Source organism: Pseudomonas cuatrocienegasensis (assembly GCF_900110925.1).
In the GTDB taxonomy this organism is placed as follows: Bacteria; Pseudomonadota; Gammaproteobacteria; order Pseudomonadales; family Pseudomonadaceae; genus Aquipseudomonas; species Aquipseudomonas cuatrocienegasensis.
The window spans coordinates 388,704-406,557 of sequence record NZ_FOFP01000001.1 but is presented as its reverse complement, the minus strand read 5'-3'; the positions used below and the strand labels follow the sequence as shown (position 1 = coordinate 406,557).

Here is a 17,854-nt window from a genome sequence, read left to right as displayed (position 1 = left end):
CTCAATAAGTGGCTAGGGGCTTGAGGTCCAGGCCGCTGAGGCTCCTGCTGGCTACCCGGTTCTTGTGGTCGGTGGCGGTACCGGCCACCTGCACCACGCCGAACCGGTCCAGGCGATACTCGCCACCAAACTCCTTCACGTAATCAGTATCTGGGTAGACCTTGACCCGTCCGGGGACGTAGCGGGCCACATAGCCCAGACGGGGCTTGTCGGTTGTCGAGTTGGGCAGTGAGCAGTGCATGAGCATCGAGCGGAAGATCACGAACTGGCCGGCTTTCATCACGATCGGCACCGCCGCCGCCTCATCCGGCTGCCACGACTTGTCCTTTTGCAGGGTGCTGTAGTCGTAGCCGTTGAACCCGCGTGCGTACTCGCCCTTGACCACGTTCTTGTTGGCCACCGGGTCGAAGGTCATGCCGATGGATTCGTCGTAGTTCATTTGCTTGTGGGTGCCGGGGATAAACAGCATGCAGCCGTTTTCCTGGGTGGCATCGGTGAAGCCGGTCCACACATTGATGGCGCCGCCGAAGGACTCGTCCTCGGGCCACACCAGTTGCGGCTCGCCGGAAGCGTGTCCGAAGGTGTCGGCCTGGTGCCAGTCGGTGCCTTCGTTGCCCGGGTACTTGGGGATGAACTCGCTGCGCCAGCAGATCACGTCCGGGCCAAGGATGCTCCGCAGGCGGTGCACGATTTCCTTACGAAACACATGGCGGGTCAGCAAATCCACATCCAAGTGGCGGTCGTAGTTAGTGATCGCCACATCCAGCGGCGCGTCGTAGGGCGCGTGGGTGCGGTTGAACAGTTGCGCGCGGACGGTCTTGTGCATCTGCTTCATCTCTTCAGGCTCATAGAGCGTGAAGGGACCGATAAACCCATCCCGGTCAAATTGCTGAAGTTCCTGTTCCGTCAACGAAAAGTCAGTGATTTCCATGTCGGCTCCTAAGAGAAGTTACTGAGGTTTTCATACGTTGCGTAGTACTGCACCCACTCTTGCAAAGTGTTCAGCCTGACGACTTCGTCGAACGGGGTTCTTCTGCCAAGGGTCTGGTTGATTCGGCTATGGGCCATGACCACACTCAAGGACGAGGCGCCGTAGGCATAGATGGAGTGTCCCAGTTGCAGGTCGCGGGTGCCGAGAATCCCGGACCAGACCTCAAGCACTGCTGAGTCAGCCAGCCGGGGCGACGCCGCCGGTGCTGTCTCCAACGCCTGCAAGCGGCGCTTGTCGACCTTGCCGTTGACCGTCAGCGGAAGCTCCGGCAAGTGGTGGATCCGGGTCGGCACCATGTAGTGGGGAAGCTGGCCGCCCAGCAGGCTCATCAGCTTGCCTTCATCGGTGTTTGGCCAGCCATGCTGGAACACGATGAACGCGTGCAGGCTGTTTTCCAGTGCATTCATGGCGCGCGCCAGCACCACAGCCTGGGCCACACCAGGCAGTTGGGTCAGGGCGTGTTCGACCTCGGAGATTTCTACCCGGTAGCCTTTGATTTTCACCTGTTCGTCGATGCGGCCCTGGTAGAAAAGCATGCCGTGCTCATCTTCGGTCACGTAGTCGCCGGTGCGGTAATAGGTGCCCTCCGGCAGTTGCAGAAAGCGGCTTTGTGTCAGTTCATCATCCAGATAACCCAAGGCCAGGTTGGCCCCCGTGAGTAACAGTTCGCCGGGAGTGCCAGGGGCTACCTCTTGCAGTTGGATGTCGACGATTTTCCCGTGCACATGGTTGAGAAGCCGCCCGATGGGCAGTACGTCCCGCTCTGCGTCCTGGAGTTTGCTCAGGTTGTACCAGGTGGAGAACACCGTGTTCTCGGTAGGGCCATAACCATTCACTAGGGTAATCTCTGTGTTGGCCGCCAACAGCGCGCGGGCATGCACCGGCTTGAGTACTTCGCCACCGACGTAGAGCACACGTACAGAGTCGAACATCGACAGGCGGTGCTGAGCCACCAGATGGAACAGTGAAGTGGTCAGCAACAGCACATCGCACCGGGCCACGAGTACGCATTGAGCCAGGGCGTCGATATTGAACGCACCGGGTTGCAGGGTGACCCGGGCGCCGGTCAGTAGCGGCACCCAGACTTCAAACAGGGCGGCATCGAACCCAATGGACGAATGATGCACATAGCTGCGGGCCTTGCCCTGGACCTGGCGATGTACGTTGTCCACCAGGTTTAACAGGCCCCCGTGGCTGATGCGCACACCCTTTGGAACACCGGTGGTACCTGAGGTGAACATCACAGTGATCACCCCGGCGTCGACTAAACGCCGCCGAATGGGCGGGCGTAATGCAGGCCCTTCGGCGCGCAGGGTGCCGCAGTTGCCTAGACGAAAGCAGGTTAGCCGCGGGTCAAGGTGCAAGTCTGCCGGCTGGCCGAGCAGCAACAAGTGGCTGCAGCCCAGTTGATCCAGCAAGGCGATCAGGCGTTTACCTGGCATGCCCGGTTCGATGCAGACGTAAGCAATGCCCAGTTTGCAACAGGCCAGCACCGTCACCAGATACGCCAGGCACCGGCTGGCCATCAGTGGCACGTAAGGGTGGTCGGCTAGGCCTTGGCGCGCCAGTTCTTCGCAGCGCTCCAGCACATGCTCATGAAGCCGTTGATAAGTGACTGAGTTTCCGTCGTCGACGACGGCAATCGCATTGGGCGTTTTCGTGCAGATTGACAGAAATCGGCGGTATACCTTGGTCAATAGCGGAGTTTGGGCATTCATTGAATAGCCCTCTGCTGGTGAAAGGTCAGAAAGCGGGTCATCGCCTGGTACAGTTGTTTGTGGCCGTCTACAAAGTCGTGGTGTTGGCCGTCGGGGTCCTCCACCAGTTCACTGTAGGGCAGCCACTTGGCGACATATCGGGAAGATGCGGTGTCGGTGTAGCGGTCTTGGCTACCGCACCACACCAGCGTGGGCGCATGCACGGCCTGTGCAGTCCTGGCCACTTCCAAGCTCGCCAGGCTGTTGAGGAACGTCAGGTACTGGCGGAACGCAGGCAGTTCCCGCAGGGGGCGAACCTGCTGGTAGCGGTAGTCGCTCGGGGGGTAGACGCTGTTGGCGTGCAACAGGCTCACGGCCTCGTACACGTGGGCGTAATTACCCTGGGGGATCGACTGCATCATGCGTTCCACGTCGCGCTCGTATTGGCTCTTGGTAACCTCGTCACCCTTGAGGAAGTACGCGCCGTTGAGCAGCAGCAATGTGCGGCAAGCGCCGTGACTGGCTGCGAGCAACGCCAGGGACGCCGAGGAGCAATAGCCCACCAACGCATCCACGCGCACGGTTTCGGACAGTGCTACATGGAACTGGCGCATAAAGTCGGCAACGCCTTCGCCGAGGGCCAGATCTGCCGCTGCGGCGTACGCCAGCAATGCGTCGCTTTCGAGGATGATCAGGTTGAAACGACTGATCAGAAACAGCGCTGCATTCTTCATGTAGAAGCACTGGGTTCCGACCGGCGACAGCAGCAACAGGGTTTCCCGGGCCGGGTCAAACGGTAGGCTATGGACACAGATCACCTTGCCAGCACGTTCCAGATTCAGAGTCAGGGTGAACAGGCTGTGCATGGCAACCCTCTCAGGCCGTATGTGCTGAGTGGGTGGCTTGCAACTGCGCAAGAACCGTTTGTTTGCAGGGCATGCGGAAAAACTGCTCCATGTTGATGTTGGCGCCAAACGCTTCGTTGACCTGGCCGATCAGTTGGATCGCAGTGAGGGAATTGGCGCCCAGGTCGAAGATGTCTTCATCGTCGCCCACCGGACGCTGGAAGATGGCTTCGAAGATCTTGTCGAGTTTTGGTGAGCTCATGGTCTACCTGCCTCGTTGTCATTAAGGAGGCCGGTTGCCCGGCCCGTCGGTAAGGTTCACGCCGCGACGCGGTCGCCCTCGGCCTGCAGCAAAGTGGCATCAAGCAGGTCCCACAGGGCTTCAAGGTTATTGAGGAAGTCATCGGCGCCCTGAACGATCGCTGCACTGTTGTCGGTGTTGAGCACTGAACCCACCGCCTTGATGGCGTTTTGTTCATGCTGGCATTCGGCGCCGGTTTCGCCGTAATGCTCCACCAAGTAATGCATCGCCGGTTCGTCGAAACTGGTACGGTACAGGCCGCTGTCGATCAGACAGGCCTTTTCGCCAGGTATCAGTTGGCGGTTGGAGATGATCTCCAGAGCCAGGGCCGTGCCTAGGCTTTTATAGACGTCCTGGACAGCCGTGGATTTGCGCGTGTCGAAGGTCTGGATTGCTTTTTTGGTCTGGGGCATCAGACCGGTGCTGAAGTCATACCCAGGCAACTGGCCGAGCAGTTCGTCGGAGCAGCTCTTGAGCATGGACTCGATGTGGATCTGGTCGGTCAGGTCGTCGAAAACCGGCTTGCCGGGCACCGAGCGATTGATGATATGCCCGGCCATCATGGCCAGTTCAGGACCGTGGTTTTCCTCGCTGTCGACGATCTCCTGGAGCAGGTGACTTTCTGTGGAAAGGCCGATCTGCTTCAAGCCCTGGGGCAGGTTCCAGCCCGGGCGGGTGGCATCGCAAAAACTGCGGATATGGTGGAACAGGGCACCGATGGCCTCGGTGCCAGGGTTGACTCGCGCCCAGTTCTGGAAAATGGGATGGCTATAGCAACGATGGTTTTTGACGCGCTCCACAAGATTTTCTATACGCATGATAGATCTCCCGCTGAATGGTTACTGCATAGGATTTCTTACTGCTTGAGGTGGGTGGTGCTCTAGTGACCGACGATCAGGCGGCTGCCGGAAAGGCCGGGTTTGCTGATAGTCACGTCGCTGAACCCGGCTTTTTCAAGGAGCGCGCGCCAGCCGTCTTCCGTCGGGAATTTACGGTCCATGAAGTGGGTGTGCAGAAACGTGAATGCCAGCGAGTAGGCGTTGTTTTCCCAAGGCGCGTCATCGGGAATGGCGTCGGCGATCACCAGTTTTGCCTGAGGCGAGGCAGCCTTGATGGCAGCCAGCAAACTCGGCAGGACTTGGCTCTGGGTGGGATTGAGGTCGTGGAAGACGAAGCCGGCGTGGATCACGTCGACATCCTTGAGTAGGCTCGGGTCTGTGGTCAGGCTTTCCACCGGCGCGTGAATCACCTGGATTCGCTGGATCAGGCCTTTGCCCTTGATGATTTCCCAGGCCTTCTCACAAGCGCTGGCGCTCAGGTCAATGCCAATGGCGGTGGCATGAGGCAGTTGCTCCAGCAGGCGGATCAATAACCCGCAGGTGCCGGAGCCGAAGTCGATGATTTTTTTCGGGTTGGCCTTCAGGATTTCCTTTTCAGCGTGGGGATAAAAGTCGGTCGCCCCCATCCACTTGGAAGTCCTTGCCACGTGTTCGCCGTTGCGTACGTAGGTATCAATCGAACCGGGCAAGTCGTTGGCGAACTGCACCGGGTGCTCAATCAGCGGTGCACATGACTGTAACGCCCAGAGCAGGTAACCGCAGTTGTTGACCGCCACCGACAACTCGGCGGTGCCAGTATAGTGGCCGGGGTGCGGACCTTCGGTCGCCAGTCCCAGTTTGCACAGGGCCGTCAGGTAGGAATCGATGAAGTACTTTTTGGCACCGCTGATGCGTACCACGTGCTCGGCATCGAATGGCTCGCCCTGCATGAGCAGCTCGACGACCCCAAGGCGTGCCCCCATCTCCAAGAAAATCGATTTGCCAGCCAGGTTTTGCGCAGAGTCAATTGCTGTTGCTGACATGACCTGGGCCATGATCCACCTCCGTATGCTGATGAGCGTGTGCTCAGGTTTTTCGGTCGAAAAAGTTTTCCAGTGCAATGGCTGCTTTAATCAAATGCTTACGCACCAACGCTTCGGCACGATCAAGATCCTGACGGGTTGCAGCCTCAACCATCGCTAGGTGTTCATCTTGTGACATGTGCTCGCGCCCCATGGCAGACAAGTGAAAGCGCAAATACCGATCCTCAACCGACAACTGCTTCTCCACCAGTTGCAGCAACTTGGCATGGGGCGTTTTGCCGTACAGGCACATATGAAAACGCTTGTTCAATACACCTAGTTGGTCTATTTCCGTTTCACAATGCATTTGCTGGATCAAGTCCCTGGCCAGCCGCAGATCGTCACTCGTCAAAAAGGGAATCGAATACCGTATGGCGGCCGGTTCCAGTGCCAGGCGGATGGCGTAGTTATCGAGGCCATCCGCTTTGGAAATCTGCGTCACGATCGCGCCCTTGTAGGGTACGAAGTCCACCAGTGCTTGCGCTTCCAGCTTCTTCAGGGCCTCGCGAACCGGCATCCGGCTGACGCTAAAGGTTTGCGCCAGTTCTTCCTGACGTAGGACCTCCCCCGGCGGAAGACGACCCTCCAGAATCGCCTGCTTTAACACTTGTTCAATCTGCTCGCTGGCAGTCCTGTGTTGAATCTCTCCAAGGTCACTAAGCAGTTTGCTTTTCAAATCCACTTCTCACTACTACTGAAAAACATATCCAATATCCAATATCCAATGGATATTGGATATATCACCGAGTTTTTTAAAATGCAAGACTGGCCCTTTCCTTTCGTCACGAATCCGACGAGCGAGGTGGCGGCATGAGTACTTTGAGTAAGAGCGGCGGCGCGAGTGGCAAGTACCCAGCGACTGGTGGAGCCTGGTCAGCAACGGGCGCTAGTGCCGCACTGATCGGCTTTATCAGTACGTTTTTATCTTGCAGGTTTTTTATAACGTGGGCGCAACGACCTACCTAACGCTGCTGTGTCTGTTCCAGGGGGTGATGAGGATCGGGGACTCCCTGGCGACAAGAGAACCCTATGCCTTTGCCTGATCGACGCTTGGTCCGGCAATTTTGCTCAGCTATGTTTAGCTGTTGGGCAGGTTTGATGAGGCACTGGATACTTTTTGCATATCGGGAGCGTTGATACTGGCACTGGCCGTGGTGGCCAAGATTGTCCGCTGTATCGAGAAAATACCCACCTGCTTGTCGTCGGCAATTCTGCTGGTGGAGATCCTGCGGTCATTGGCCAAGTGCTGACGGTTGAGGTCTACCCGCTGATCGTCGGGCCGGAGATCGGCATGCTGACACGTTTGCTCACCGCCGCCAGGGCCAGGTGCTCGCGCTCGTCGGCGATGGCGACGAACAGTTTGAGGGTGACGAAATCGATGCGGCGCATGAAGGTCTCCATTTCGTGCCTGGCGAAGTGAAGCTGCCAGAAACCTGATTTACAGCATGCCACTTCGCGATACGCGAAGCCTAGCTTGGCCATCGGGCAATTGTCGGCACCGCGCCACTGCGCCATCCTGCGCACCACGAGAAACGCACAGGCAAATCAGGTGCAGCCATGACGGACAACAACACAGGCAACATGGCCCTGCAGGGCCTCAAGGTGATCGAGATGGGTCAACTGATTGCCGGCCCCTTCGCCAGCAAACTGCTTGGCGAGTTCGGCGCCGATGTGATCAAGATCGAGCCGCCGGGCGTTGGCGACCCGCTGCGCAAATGGCGCAAGATCAAGGACGGCACCTCGCTCTGGTGGCACGTGCAGTCGCGCAACAAACGCTCGCTGACCCTGAACCTGAAAGAGCCAGAAGCCCAGGACATCGTCCGCCAGCTGGTCACCGAAGCCGACGTGCTGGTGGAGAACTTTCGCCCCGGCACCCTGGAAGGTTGGGGCCTGGGCTATGAAGCGCTGAAGGCGCTCAACCCGCGGCTGATCATGCTGCGCATCTCCGGTTACGGACAGACCGGCCCTTACCGCGACCTGCCCGGTTTTGGCGTGATCGGCGAAGCCATGGGCGGCCTGCGCCATCTCTCCGGCTACCCCGGCCAGGCGCCGGTGCGTGTCGGCATCAGTATCGGCGACTCGCTGTCGTCGCTGTACGGCGTGATCGGTGTGTTGCTGGCCCTGCAGGAGCGCCAGCGCAGCGGCGAAGGCCAGGAGATCGACGTGGCGCTGTACGAGTCGGTGTTCGCCATGATGGAAAGCCTGATCCCCGAGTACGACGCCTTCGGCTATATCCGCGAGCCGGCCGGCAGCGCCCTGCCCGGCATCACCCCGTCCAACTCCTACCCGTGTAATGACGGCAGCTACGTGCTGATCGCCGGCAATGGCGACAGCATCTACAAACGCCTGATGAGCCTGATCGGCCGCGATGACCTGGGCAATGACCCGCGCCTGGCGCAGAACGACGGCCGCAGCGAGCACGCCGAACTGATCGACGGTGCCATCGGCGAATGGACCGCCCAGCGCGGCCGCGATGAGGTGATCGAAGCGCTCAAGGGCGCGCGCGTGCCGGCCGGCTACCCCTACACCGCCGCCGACATCGTGCAGGACCCGCACTACCTGGCGCGGCGGATGATCGAGCAGGTGCAGACCAGCGCCGGCCCGCTCAAGGTGCCGGGCGTACTGCCCAAGCTCAGCCGCACGCCAGGGCGTATCGGCACCGGCGGCCCGCAACTGGGCGAACACAACACCGACATTCTCGCCGGGCTTGGCCTGAGCGAAGAACAGGTCGCAGGGCTGCGCGAGCGCGGAATCATCTGAACCGTGGCAAGCGGTGGATGGATAAAGCGTCATCCACCCTACGCGACTGAAACACGTAGATCCGAGTAGGGTGGACAACGCGAAGCTTGTCCACCGCCCTTGGGCTCGCCAAAACAACAGGACACACCGCTAATGAGCAAACGCCTCTATATCCAGGACGTCGCCACCCGCGACGGCTTCCAGATCGAAGCGGCCTTCGTGCCGACCGCCGACAAGATCGCCCTGATCGACCGCCTTTCTCACACCGGTCTGGCGAAGATCGAGGTGACCTCCTTCACCTCGCCCAAGGCCATCCCCAACCTGCGCGATGCCGAAGAGGTGATGCGCGGCATCCAGCGTGTGGCGGGCGTCGAGTACACGGTGCTGGTGCCCAACGTGAAGGGCTGCGAGCGCGCCCTGTCGTGCGCGGTGGACGAGATCAACCTGGTGATGTCAGCCAGCGACAGCCACGGCCTGGCCAACCTGCGTATGACGCCGGAGCAGTCGCTGCGGCAGTTCGCCGAGATCATCGAGGTCAGCCGGGGCAGCGGCGTGTTTATCAACGCCTCGCTGTCGACCACCTTCGGCTGCCCGTTCGAGGGCGAGGTTGCGGACAGCCGTGTGTACGAGCTGATCCAGCGCCTGCTCGACATCGGCGTACAGGGCGTGACCCTGTGCGACACCACCGGCATGGCCGATCCGGCGCAGGTCGAACGCATCTGCCGCGAGGCGCTGCAACGCTGGCCCGAGGCGGTGTTCACCGCCCACTTTCACAACACCCGTGGCATGGGCCTGGCCAATGCCTTGGCGGCGCTGAATGCCGGCATCAAGCGTTTCGACGCCTCCCTCGGCGGCCTCGGCGGCTGCCCCTACGCACCGGGCGCCAGCGGCAATATCTGCACCGAAGACCTGGTGCACATGTTCCAACGCATGGGCCTGGACACCGGCGTCGACCTCAACGCCCTGCTCGACGCCGCCACCACCCTGCCCGGCCTCCTTGGCCACGATGTGCCGGGCGCGATTCTCAAGGCGGGAAAGTCGGACCGCCGTTATCCCAAACCGAAGTGGATGCAGGAGGCCGGGCTCTGAGGCTCGGCTGCCAAGTCGCGGCTAAAGCCCCTCCCACAGGACAGCGCTGGCCTGAGGGAGGGCTGAACGGCATGCGGCTTTAGCCATACCCCATCGCCTACCCAAAAGGCGCCCTTGCAATACTGTGGGAGGGGCTTTAGCCGCGACAAAAAACGCCCGGTGTAAGCACCGGGCGTTTTCATATCAGGGTAAGCACTCAGCCCTGATTGGCCTTCTCCGCCGCCTGGATCAGCTCGGCGCCAATTTCCTTCTCGAACTTCTCCCACACCGGGCGCATCGCTTCACGCCATTCGGCACGCTGCTGCGGAGTCAGCTCGATAATCTCGGTGGTGCCGGCCTTGGCGATGTCCTGCTTGGCGGTGCGGTTCAGCTCATCGGCCTGTTTGTTCACCTCGACCGTGACCTCAGCCATGATCGCCTCCAACTCTGCACGCACGTCATCCGGCAGGCCCTTCCAGAACTGGGTGTTGGTGATCACCATATAGTCGATCAAGCCATGGTCGGATTCGGTCATGTACTTCTGCACCTCGTGCACCTTCTGGCTGTAGTAGTTCGACCAGGTGTTCTCGGTGCCGTTGACCACGCCGGTCTGCAGGCCCTGATAAACCTCGGCGAAGCTCATCTTGCGCGGGTTGGCACGTACCGCCTTGAACTGCTCCTCCAGCACCGCCGAGGCCTGCACGCGGAACTTCAGGCCGCGGGCATCGGCCGGCTCGCGCAGCGGCTTGTTGGCGGACATCACCTTCAAGCCGTTATGCCAGTAAGCCAGGCCAGTGATGTTCTTGTTTTCCATCGAGGTCAGCAGGCCGCGTCCGGCCGGGCCGTTCTGGAAGCGGTCGACCGCGGCCATATTGTCGAACAGAAACGGCAGGTCGAAGATCTGTACCGGTTTGGCGTACTGCTCGAATTTGGCCAGCGACGGTGCCAGCAGTTGCACATCGCCGATCAGCAGGGCCTCCATTTCCTTGCCATCGCCGAACAGCGAGGAGTTGGGGTAGACCTCGACCTTGACCCGCCCTGGCAGGCGTTCTTCGGCGAGCTGCTTGAACAGCAGTGCGCCCTGCCCCTTGGGCGTGTTGTCGGCAACCACATGGGCGAACTTGATGATGATCGGGTTTTCAGCAGCCTGGGCCAGGCTGGTGCAGGTGAGAATGGCGGCGCAGGTGAGCACCTTGGCGGTGAGTGTGAACATGACGTGACCTCATTGTTTTTGTTGGTAGGTACGTGGGTGGGAGTGATCAGCCGCGCACAGCGGCTGGTCGGTTTCAGGCAGGCGGCTCTGCGGCGCGTTGCAACAGGCGACGGGCGCGGCCAAGCACCGGGGCATCGACCATCTGGCCGTCGACCACGAACACCCCTGCACCGCTGCTAGCGGCGGCCATCACCCGCCGCGCCCAGGCCAGTTCCTCATCCGCGGGGCGCAATGCGCCATGGACGACCTCGACTTGGCTTGGGTGGATGCACAGCAGGCCGTCGAAACCCATGTCGCGGGCGTCGCGCGCGGTGCGGGCAAGGCCGTCGTGGTCTTCGATGGCCGGGAATACGCTGTCCAGTGGCGCCGCCAGATGCGCCGTGCGCGAGTGCAGCAGCAGGGCGTAACGGGCCTGGTCGAGGATGCGTTCAGCTGCCGCGCTGCCGATGCTCAAACCCAGGTCCAGGCCCAGATCCAGGGCGCCGAAGGACAGCCTTTCGACACCGTCGGCGCGGGCGATTTCCGCCAGCGCCAGCAACCCCGCCGCACTCTCGATGATCGGCCACACCGGCTTGCCGCAAGCAGCCACGAGCACCACCTGGGCAGCGCTCTCCACCTTGGGTAGCAGCACCGCGACAACGCCAGCATGGCGGGCGCACAACGCGATATCAGCGCCATGCCCGGCATGCTCAGGGGCGTTGATCCGCACCAGTAGACGCGCATCAGGGTTAGCGCTCAGAAAGGCATCGAGATTGGCCCGCGCCTCGACCTTGAGGCTTTCCTGTACGGCGTCTTCCAGATCGACGATAACCGCATCAGCCCCAACGGCGAGCGCCTTGGGAATACGCTCCGGGCGACTGGCCGGCACAAACAGGGCACTGCGAATGATCTGTGGCTGCATACATTTCCCGTAGGGTGCGCCATGCGCACCGGCTCTTGGATTTATCGGTGCGCGCCGCGCACCCTACATAGGCGAAATCAGATCGCCCCATGCTCGCGCAAGCGCTGAATATCACCAGCGGCATAACCCAGCTCGGCGAGCAGCGCATCGGTGTGCTCGCCTAGAGCAGGCACGGCATCCATACGCGGCACGAAGGCGCTGTTGCGCCCTGGCGGCAACAATGCCGGCAGCGGGCCTGCCGGGCTGTCGACCTCGACCCAGCGTTGCCGCGCCTTGAGTTGTGGATGGGCCCAGACACCAGCCATGTCGTTGACCTGGGCGCTGGCGATCTGCGCCTGCTCCAGGCGCTCGATCACCTGCGTCGCGCTCATGCGCGAGAAGGCGTCGACGATGATGGCGCGCAGCTCAGTGCGGTTGGCCGAGCGTTTGGAGTTGGCGCTAAAGCGCTCATCACCCGCCAGCGCGGGCTGCTGCATTACCTTGTCGCAGAATGCCGCCCATTCGCGCTCGTTCTGCAGGCCGAGCATCACCGTGCCGCCGTCGCCAGCGGGAAACGGGCCGTAGGGATAGATGGTCGAGTGCGCCGCACCCGCACGCGGTGGCGGCGCGGCACCTTCATAGGCGTAGTACAGCGGGTAGCCCATCCACTCCACCAGGCTCTCCAGCATCGACACATCGACGCGGCTGCCGACCCCGGTCTTGCCACGCAGCATCAGCGCCGAGAGCACACCGGTGTAGGCGTACATGCCGGCGGCGATATCGGCGATGGAGCAGCCGGCCTTGGCCATCTCTTCTTCGCCCGCACCGCCGGTGACGGAGAGGAAACCGCCCTCGCTCTGGATCAGCAGGTCGTAGGCCTTTTTCTGCTCATAGGGGCCGCCCTCGCCGTAGCCGGAGATGTCGCAAACGATCAGTTTGGGAAAGCGTTCGTGCAGCGCCTCGAATGACAGCCCCATACGCGCGGCAGCGCCGGGCGCGAGGTTCTGCACCAGCACATCGGCGTCGGCCAGCAGGCTGTCGAGCACCTGTGTGGCTTCGTTCTGCTTGAGGTCGAGGGTCAGGCTTTCCTTGGAGCGGTTGGTCCAGACGAAATGCGAGGCCAGGCCATTGACCCGCTCGTCGTAACCACGGGCGAAGTCGCCACTGCCGGGGCGCTCCACCTTGATCACCCGCGCACCCAGGTCGGCGAGCTGACGGGTACAGAACGGCGCAGCAATGGCGTGTTCCAGGCTGACCACGGTGATGCCATCCAGTGGCCGGGGGGTTACGTGAGTCATTTCAAAAACCTCATGTACGCAAGCGTGTAGGAGCGGATTCATCCGCGAATGCGATGTGCCAGGCGCTGCACGTGTGCGGGTTGGTTTAACGTTTTCGCGGATAAATCCGCTCCTACAGAATTAGATTGCTCAGGTCATCGGTCTCGCGCAGGCGCCAAACCCGCTCGATCAGCACGCCAGCCTCATCACTACTGCGCTTGCCAGCAAAGGCCAGCAGGCGACGAAACTTGTCTTCCAGCTCGCTGCGATTGAGGCTGTTACCCGGATCGCCCTTGGGCTCGTCGATGGCGCCACGCAGGGTGCGGCCATCCGTGGTGATCACCTCGACCCGGCCCAGCCAGCGCGCGGGGTAGGCGCCGTCCACTTCAGGGTCGAGGCGCATGCTGACTTTGTCTCTGAATGCAGCAACGTCAGCATCGGTAAGCGACAGGTTCTCGAACTCGGTGAGCTGCGCCTTACCGTGCACGGCGATCAGGCCCAGCACCGTGCCCATGGAAAACTTCGCCTGGTGCACGGTCTGCGGCACCAGCACACGGCCGAGCACATCGATGGCGCCCTGGTGCACGTGGGTGATCACCTGCTTGATCTCGCCATGGCGCAGACCTTCGCGCTGCATCAGATCCAGCAGCGCATCAGCGGCCGGATGGGTATGACGGCAGGAGGCGTAAAACTTGAACGAGGTTTCCGCCAGCGCCCAGCGACTGCCGAGGCGATCCGACAGCTTGCTCGGGTTGGCATCGCTGGACATGCCGGCGGCCATGCCCTGCTCACCTTCGAGGATGTTCTGCGCGCCAGTCAGGCCCTGCTCGGTGAAATACGCCGCCAGCAGGCCATCGGCTGCGGCCTTGGCAGTGTGCAGTTGCTTGGAATCGGCGGCATCACGGAGGAACTCCCAGAGCCCGGCGGCCTGGGTGCCGGCATTGCCGAGCAGGTGAACGAACTGCTGCTGGTTGAAGTTCAGCAGCTTGCCCACCGCCACCGCTGCCGCAAGCGTGCCGACCGTGGCCGTGGTGTGGAAGATGCGGTAGTGCGAACGGCCGAGGAATTCACCGATGCGAATGCCCGCCTCGTAGCCGGCCACCGACGCCAGCAACAGCTCACGGCCGGACTTGCCGAGATCCTGCGCCGCCGCCAAAGCAGCCGGGAACACAACCGTGGCCGGGTGCAGCACCGAACTGTTGTGCAGGTCGTCCTGCTCCACCAGATGGGAGGACGCGCCGTTGACCAGCGCAGCGAAGTACGCCGAGGTGCCGCGACCATTGACCAGGATGCGCGCCGGCCCATCGGCCGGGCCCATCTTCTGCGCATAGGCTTCGAACAGTGGAATCGGTCGTGCGCCTTCACTGGCCAGGGCCGAACCGAGCCAGTCGAGGAACAGGTCTTCGGTGCGATCCAGTACGTGTTCGGGGATCTGCTCGTAATTGAGTTCAGCGAGAAATTCGGCGAGCTGTTGGGTATTGATGCTCATAAGCAGCTCCCAGGAGTCTGCTTATGAACTCGCGAGCTAGAGCCAGGCAATACCGATGGCGGCCCCGCGTAAGCGGGCGAGGAACGGACTGGGCTCGCACCCGAGTTTACGAGTTGTAAATGAGCATTCGACCGGGCTGGCGACCCAGATCGGTTACAACGCAGCATGGCCGACGCGCAGCAGTTCATAAGCAGGCTCCTCAGAAACTACGCGGCAGCTCGAGCAAATGCTCGGCCACATAGGACATGATCAGGTTGGTGGAGATCGGCGCGACCTGGTACAGGCGGGTCTCGCGAAACTTGCGCTCGACGTCGTATTCATTGGCGAAACCGAAACCGCCGTGGGTCTGCAGGCAAGCGTTGGCGGCGGCCCAGGAGGCTTCTGCCGCCAGGTACTTGGCCATGTTGGCGCTGGCCCCGGCGTTCTCGCCGCGGTCGTACTGCTCACAGGCACGCCAGCGCATCAGATCGGCAGCCTCGACTTCGATATGCGCCTTGGCGATGGGGAACTGCACGCCCTGGTTCTGCCCGATCGGCCGGCCGAACACCACGCGGTCGCGGGCGTAGGCACTGGCTTTTTCGATAAACCAGCGACCATCGCCGATACACTCGGCGGCAATCAGCGTGCGCTCGGCATTCAGGCCATCGAGGATATAGCGGAAGCCCTTGCCCTCTTCGCCGATCAGGCTGCTGGCAGGGATTTCCAGGTTGTCGAAGAACAGCTCGTTGGTCTCGTGGTTGACCATGTTGGCGATCGGCTGCACGGTCAGGCCGTTGCCGATGGCCTCACGCAGATCGACCAGGAAGATCGACATGCCCTCGGACTTTTTCTTTACCTCGGCGAGCGGCGTGGTACGCGCCAGCAGGATCATCAGGTCGGAATGCTGGACGCGCGAGATCCACACCTTCTGGCCGTTAATCACGTATTTGTCGCCACGGCGCACGGCGGTGGTCTTGATCTTGGTGGTGTCGGTGCCGGTGGTGGGTTCGGTGACGCCCATGGACTGCAGGCGCAGCTCGCCGCTGGCCAGTTTCGGCAGGTAATAACTTTTCTGTTCATCGCTGCCGTTACGCAGCAGGGTGAACATGTTGTACATCTGCCCATGGATGGTGCCGGAGTTGCCGCCGCAACGGTTCACCTCTTCGAGGATCACCGAGGCCTCAGCCAGACCCAGGCCGGAGCCGCCGTATTCTTCCGGAATCATTGCCGACAGCCAGCCGGCTTCGGTCATTGCGGCCACGAAGGCTTCCGGGAAGCCCTTCTGCTCATCGAGCTTGCGCCAGTACTCGGCCGGAAACTCGGCGCACAGCGCACGCACGCCCTCGCGGATGGCATTCAGTTCGTCGTTGTTATAGTCCATCGGTTTTCCTCACATCTGGCAGGGCGTCCCCAAGCATCCGGGACACACGGAATCAGTCGAATTGCACCTCGGCGCGTTGCGCCAGGCCCATCTCATTACCCGCCCACAGCTCGGCCTGGCCGACAGCGCTAATGCGTCCGCCGACCTCGAACGGCTGTGGTGAAACCAGTGGCCGCAGGCCACGGTAGGCAAAGCGCCGCAGGCGTGCGTGCGGGTTGGCGCGGCAGAAGGCGCGCAGGTTGAGCGTGGCGATCAGCGGGCCATGCACCACCAGGCCGGCATAGCCTTCGGTGTCAGTGACGTAGGGCCAGTCGTAATGGATGCGGTGGCCGTTGAAGGTCACCGCGCTGTAACGGAACAGCAGGGTGCTGGATGGCGTCACGGCCTCGCGCCAATCGCCGGCCATCAGCGGTTCACCGCTGCTGGCCTTGGGTGGGCTGGGCTCGCGGTAGACGATGTCCTGCTCCTCGCGGATCGCCAGTTGGCCGTCCTGCAGGTAGTCGTGCTGCACGGTGACAAACAGCAGCGCACCAGTGCGGCCGTGCTTTTCCTCGATGTGCTTGATGGTCGACACCCGGCTGGCTTCGCCGCCCACACGCAACGGCTGGATAAATTCGATGCGGCCACCGGCCCACATGCGGTTGCGGTTATCGGCCGGCGGCAGAAAGCCCCCGCGCGCCGGGTGACCATCCTCGCCCAGCCCACTCTCGGCGATGGGCTCCTGAAAAAACGCCCAGTGCCACAGCGGTGGCAGCGCCTCGCCCTGGGCTGGTGTGGCCACGCCGAGGGTGGCAGCAATGCGCGTTACCAGGTTGCGGCTGAGCAGGTCGTGGGCCTCTTCACGACGACCGATCCAGGCGGAAAAAGCAGAATCACTCATGGGGCAGGTTCCAGCTCGGTTCTTGTGTGAGCGGGAGCATGCGACGCCGCTTGCGTTCAGAGAATCTGTGTTTATCTAAACCGGCGTTCGGCTATGCTGAACACCGCACAATGACTCCACCGTAGGAGGGGCTTTAGCCGCGAGCTTTTCATCATGACGCGAGCTGTCATGGCTAAAGCGGATCGCCACCCGGCCCTCCAGGGTTTCTAAGCCGCCACCGAGACCACCATGCACTTCGACCTCCCCGACCTGCGCCTGTTTATCCATATCGCCGAGTCGCCCAGCCTGACCCAGGGCGCGCGCAAGGCGTTTCTCTCGCCGGCCGCCGCCAGCGCGCGGATCAAGGCACTGGAAAGCCAGCTCGGCAGCCGGCTGCTGTACCGCGACAGCCGTGGCGTCGAGTTGACCCCTGCTGGGCAACGCTTGCTGCAACACGCACGGCTGATCATGCGTCAGGTCGATTACCTGAAAAGCGAGTTCACCGAATACGGCACCGATGCTGCCGGGCATATCCGCATCTTCGCCAACACCACGGCGGTGACCGAGTTTCTCCCCGAGGTGCTGGCCGGTTTTCTCGCCCAGCGCCCCGGCGTCACCGTTGACCTGCAAGAGCGCCTCAGCCGCGACATCGTGCGTGGCGTGCTCGATGGCGCCGCCGACCTGGGCATCATCGCCGGCCCGGTACAGGCGCCGGGCCTGCAAGTGCTGCACTTCAGCACCGACCGCCTGGTGCTGGCCGTACCCCTGGGCCACCCACTGGCGCAACGGCAATTGGTGAGTTTCAGCGACACCCTCGCCTACCCGCATATCGGCCTGCACGAAGGCAGCACCCTACTGAGCTTTCTGCGTGAGCAGGTGGAAAAGCTCGGCGGTAACCTGGCGCTGCGTATCCAGGTATCGAGCTTCGAGGCGATCTGCCGAATGATCGAAGCGGGCGTCGGCATTGGCATCATCCCCGAGTCCGCAGCGCGGCGGCACAGTCGCACCATGCAACTGGTGACCCTGCAACTGGATGAAGTCTGGGCGGTACGCGAGCGCAGCATGCTGGTACGCGAGCTGGATGCCCTGCCCGGCAGCGTACGCGCCTTGATCGATACCCTGCTGCCCCAACCGGCAGACGAAAAAAAAGCGACTCACTAAGGAGTCGCTTGCTCGAACACTCGTATAACCGAGTAGAGAAACGCTTGCATCCAATCCACGCAGGGTTGAATAAC

16 protein-coding genes and 1 pseudogene are annotated in these 17,854 nt (G+C 61.8%); 3 read left to right on the top strand and 14 right to left on the bottom strand.

The window, feature by feature from the left end:
* Nucleotide 1 precedes the first annotated feature (1 nt).
* The 8 genes and pseudogenes from BMW49_RS01930 to BMW49_RS24415 form a co-directional block, all read right to left on the bottom strand.
* The gene (locus BMW49_RS01930; protein WP_069516780.1) at nucleotides 2–931 is read right to left on the bottom strand and encodes a chlorinating enzyme; all 930 of its coding nucleotides are present in this window, start codon (nucleotides 929–931) and stop codon (nucleotides 2–4) included.
* Nucleotides 932–939: 8 nt separating this feature from the next.
* Nucleotides 940–2,709, bottom strand: a complete 1,770-nt coding sequence (gene cmaA / locus BMW49_RS01925; RefSeq protein ID WP_069516781.1) for an L-allo-isoleucine:holo-[CmaA peptidyl-carrier protein] ligase — start codon at nucleotides 2,707–2,709, stop codon at nucleotides 940–942.
* Nucleotides 2,706–3,554 (bottom strand): alpha/beta fold hydrolase, encoded by an 849-nt coding sequence (locus BMW49_RS01920; protein WP_069516782.1) that lies wholly within the window; start codon nucleotides 3,552–3,554, stop codon nucleotides 2,706–2,708. The genes cmaA and BMW49_RS01920 overlap by 4 nt, the downstream gene beginning before the upstream one ends.
* Nucleotides 3,555–3,564: 10 nt before the next feature.
* Nucleotides 3,565–3,795 carry an acyl carrier protein gene (locus BMW49_RS01915; protein WP_069516783.1) on the bottom strand — a complete coding sequence of 77 codons (231 nt, stop codon included), beginning with the start codon at nucleotides 3,793–3,795 and terminating at the stop codon, nucleotides 3,565–3,567.
* Between the two features lie 56 nt (nucleotides 3,796–3,851).
* On the bottom strand, nucleotides 3,852–4,652 hold the full coding sequence (locus BMW49_RS01910) for a hypothetical protein (protein WP_069516784.1): 801 nt from the start codon (nucleotides 4,650–4,652) through the stop codon (nucleotides 3,852–3,854).
* A gap of 62 nt (nucleotides 4,653–4,714) precedes the next feature.
* Nucleotides 4,715–5,707, bottom strand: coding sequence for a class I SAM-dependent methyltransferase (locus BMW49_RS01905; RefSeq protein WP_069516785.1), 993 nt, complete (start codon nucleotides 5,705–5,707; stop codon nucleotides 4,715–4,717).
* Nucleotides 5,708–5,738: 31 nt separating this feature from the next.
* On the bottom strand, nucleotides 5,739–6,416 hold the full coding sequence (locus BMW49_RS01900; protein ID WP_244168296.1) for a GntR family transcriptional regulator: 678 nt from the start codon (nucleotides 6,414–6,416) through the stop codon (nucleotides 5,739–5,741).
* A gap of 611 nt (nucleotides 6,417–7,027) precedes the next feature.
* Nucleotides 7,028–7,123, bottom strand: a pseudogene (locus tag BMW49_RS24415) (LysR family transcriptional regulator); the annotation flags it as partial.
* Between the two features lie 168 nt (nucleotides 7,124–7,291).
* Between BMW49_RS24415 and BMW49_RS01890 the strand changes: the two are divergent.
* Both BMW49_RS01890 and BMW49_RS01885 read left to right on the top strand, forming a co-directional pair.
* Complete coding sequence (locus BMW49_RS01890) at nucleotides 7,292–8,494, top strand: CaiB/BaiF CoA transferase family protein (RefSeq protein WP_069516788.1); 1,203 nt, start codon at nucleotides 7,292–7,294, stop codon at nucleotides 8,492–8,494.
* A gap of 132 nt (nucleotides 8,495–8,626) precedes the next feature.
* Nucleotides 8,627–9,562, top strand: coding sequence for a hydroxymethylglutaryl-CoA lyase (locus tag BMW49_RS01885; protein ID WP_069516789.1), 936 nt, complete (start codon nucleotides 8,627–8,629; stop codon nucleotides 9,560–9,562).
* A gap of 196 nt (nucleotides 9,563–9,758) precedes the next feature.
* Here BMW49_RS01885 and BMW49_RS01880 read toward each other — a convergent pair whose 3' ends face one another.
* The 6 genes from BMW49_RS01880 to BMW49_RS01855 all read right to left on the bottom strand — a co-directional run bounded on the left by BMW49_RS01880 (nucleotide 9,759) and on the right by BMW49_RS01855 (nucleotide 16,640).
* Nucleotides 9,759–10,754, bottom strand: a complete 996-nt coding sequence (locus tag BMW49_RS01880) for a TRAP transporter substrate-binding protein (protein ID WP_069516790.1) — start codon at nucleotides 10,752–10,754, stop codon at nucleotides 9,759–9,761.
* 73 nt (nucleotides 10,755–10,827) lie between these two features.
* A complete protein-coding gene (locus BMW49_RS01875) occupies nucleotides 10,828–11,655 on the bottom strand; it encodes an HpcH/HpaI aldolase/citrate lyase family protein (protein ID WP_069516791.1) in 828 nt (275 codons plus the stop codon).
* Between the two features lie 77 nt (nucleotides 11,656–11,732).
* A complete protein-coding gene (locus BMW49_RS01870; RefSeq protein ID WP_069516792.1) occupies nucleotides 11,733–12,932 on the bottom strand; it encodes a CaiB/BaiF CoA transferase family protein in 1,200 nt (399 codons plus the stop codon).
* A 112-nt stretch (nucleotides 12,933–13,044) separates the two neighbouring features.
* Nucleotides 13,045–14,400: an MmgE/PrpD family protein gene (locus BMW49_RS01865; RefSeq protein WP_069516793.1), complete on the bottom strand. Its 1,356-nt coding sequence runs from the start codon at nucleotides 14,398–14,400 to the stop codon at nucleotides 13,045–13,047.
* A 199-nt stretch (nucleotides 14,401–14,599) separates the two neighbouring features.
* Entirely contained in the window at nucleotides 14,600–15,760 is a 1,161-nt protein-coding gene (locus BMW49_RS01860) for an acyl-CoA dehydrogenase family protein (protein WP_069516794.1), read from the bottom strand.
* Between the two features lie 52 nt (nucleotides 15,761–15,812).
* Nucleotides 15,813–16,640, bottom strand: a complete 828-nt coding sequence (locus BMW49_RS01855; protein ID WP_069516796.1) for an HTD2 family dehydratase — start codon at nucleotides 16,638–16,640, stop codon at nucleotides 15,813–15,815.
* A gap of 228 nt (nucleotides 16,641–16,868) precedes the next feature.
* Here BMW49_RS01855 and BMW49_RS01850 point away from each other — a divergent pair, with 228 nt between their 5' ends.
* Entirely contained in the window at nucleotides 16,869–17,780 is a 912-nt protein-coding gene (locus BMW49_RS01850; protein ID WP_069516797.1) for a LysR family transcriptional regulator, read from the top strand.
* Nucleotides 17,781–17,854: the final 74 nt, after the last annotated feature.

Coding starts and splice junctions, on each gene's coding strand:
- BMW49_RS01930 (WP_069516780.1), bottom strand. CDS start 931: ATGGAAATCACTGACTTTTCGTTGACGGAACAGGAACTTCAGCAATTT.
- cmaA (WP_069516781.1), bottom strand. CDS start 2,709: ATGAATGCCCAAACTCCGCTATTGACCAAGGTATACCGCCGATTTCTG.
- BMW49_RS01920 (WP_069516782.1), bottom strand. CDS start 3,554: ATGCACAGCCTGTTCACCCTGACTCTGAATCTGGAACGTGCTGGCAAG.
- BMW49_RS01915 (WP_069516783.1), bottom strand. CDS start 3,795: ATGAGCTCACCAAAACTCGACAAGATCTTCGAAGCCATCTTCCAGCGT.
- BMW49_RS01910 (WP_069516784.1), bottom strand. CDS start 4,652: ATGCGTATAGAAAATCTTGTGGAGCGCGTCAAAAACCATCGTTGCTAT.
- BMW49_RS01905 (WP_069516785.1), bottom strand. CDS start 5,707: ATGGCCCAGGTCATGTCAGCAACAGCAATTGACTCTGCGCAAAACCTG.
- BMW49_RS01890 (WP_069516788.1), top strand. CDS start 7,292: ATGACGGACAACAACACAGGCAACATGGCCCTGCAGGGCCTCAAGGTG.
- BMW49_RS01885 (WP_069516789.1), top strand. CDS start 8,627: ATGAGCAAACGCCTCTATATCCAGGACGTCGCCACCCGCGACGGCTTC.
- BMW49_RS01880 (WP_069516790.1), bottom strand. CDS start 10,754: ATGTTCACACTCACCGCCAAGGTGCTCACCTGCGCCGCCATTCTCACC.
- BMW49_RS01875 (WP_069516791.1), bottom strand. CDS start 11,655: ATGCAGCCACAGATCATTCGCAGTGCCCTGTTTGTGCCGGCCAGTCGC.
- BMW49_RS01870 (WP_069516792.1), bottom strand. CDS start 12,932: ATGACTCACGTAACCCCCCGGCCACTGGATGGCATCACCGTGGTCAGC.
- BMW49_RS01865 (WP_069516793.1), bottom strand. CDS start 14,400: ATGAGCATCAATACCCAACAGCTCGCCGAATTTCTCGCTGAACTCAAT.
- BMW49_RS01860 (WP_069516794.1), bottom strand. CDS start 15,760: ATGGACTATAACAACGACGAACTGAATGCCATCCGCGAGGGCGTGCGT.
- BMW49_RS01855 (WP_069516796.1), bottom strand. CDS start 16,640: ATGAGTGATTCTGCTTTTTCCGCCTGGATCGGTCGTCGTGAAGAGGCC.
- BMW49_RS01850 (WP_069516797.1), top strand. CDS start 16,869: ATGCACTTCGACCTCCCCGACCTGCGCCTGTTTATCCATATCGCCGAG.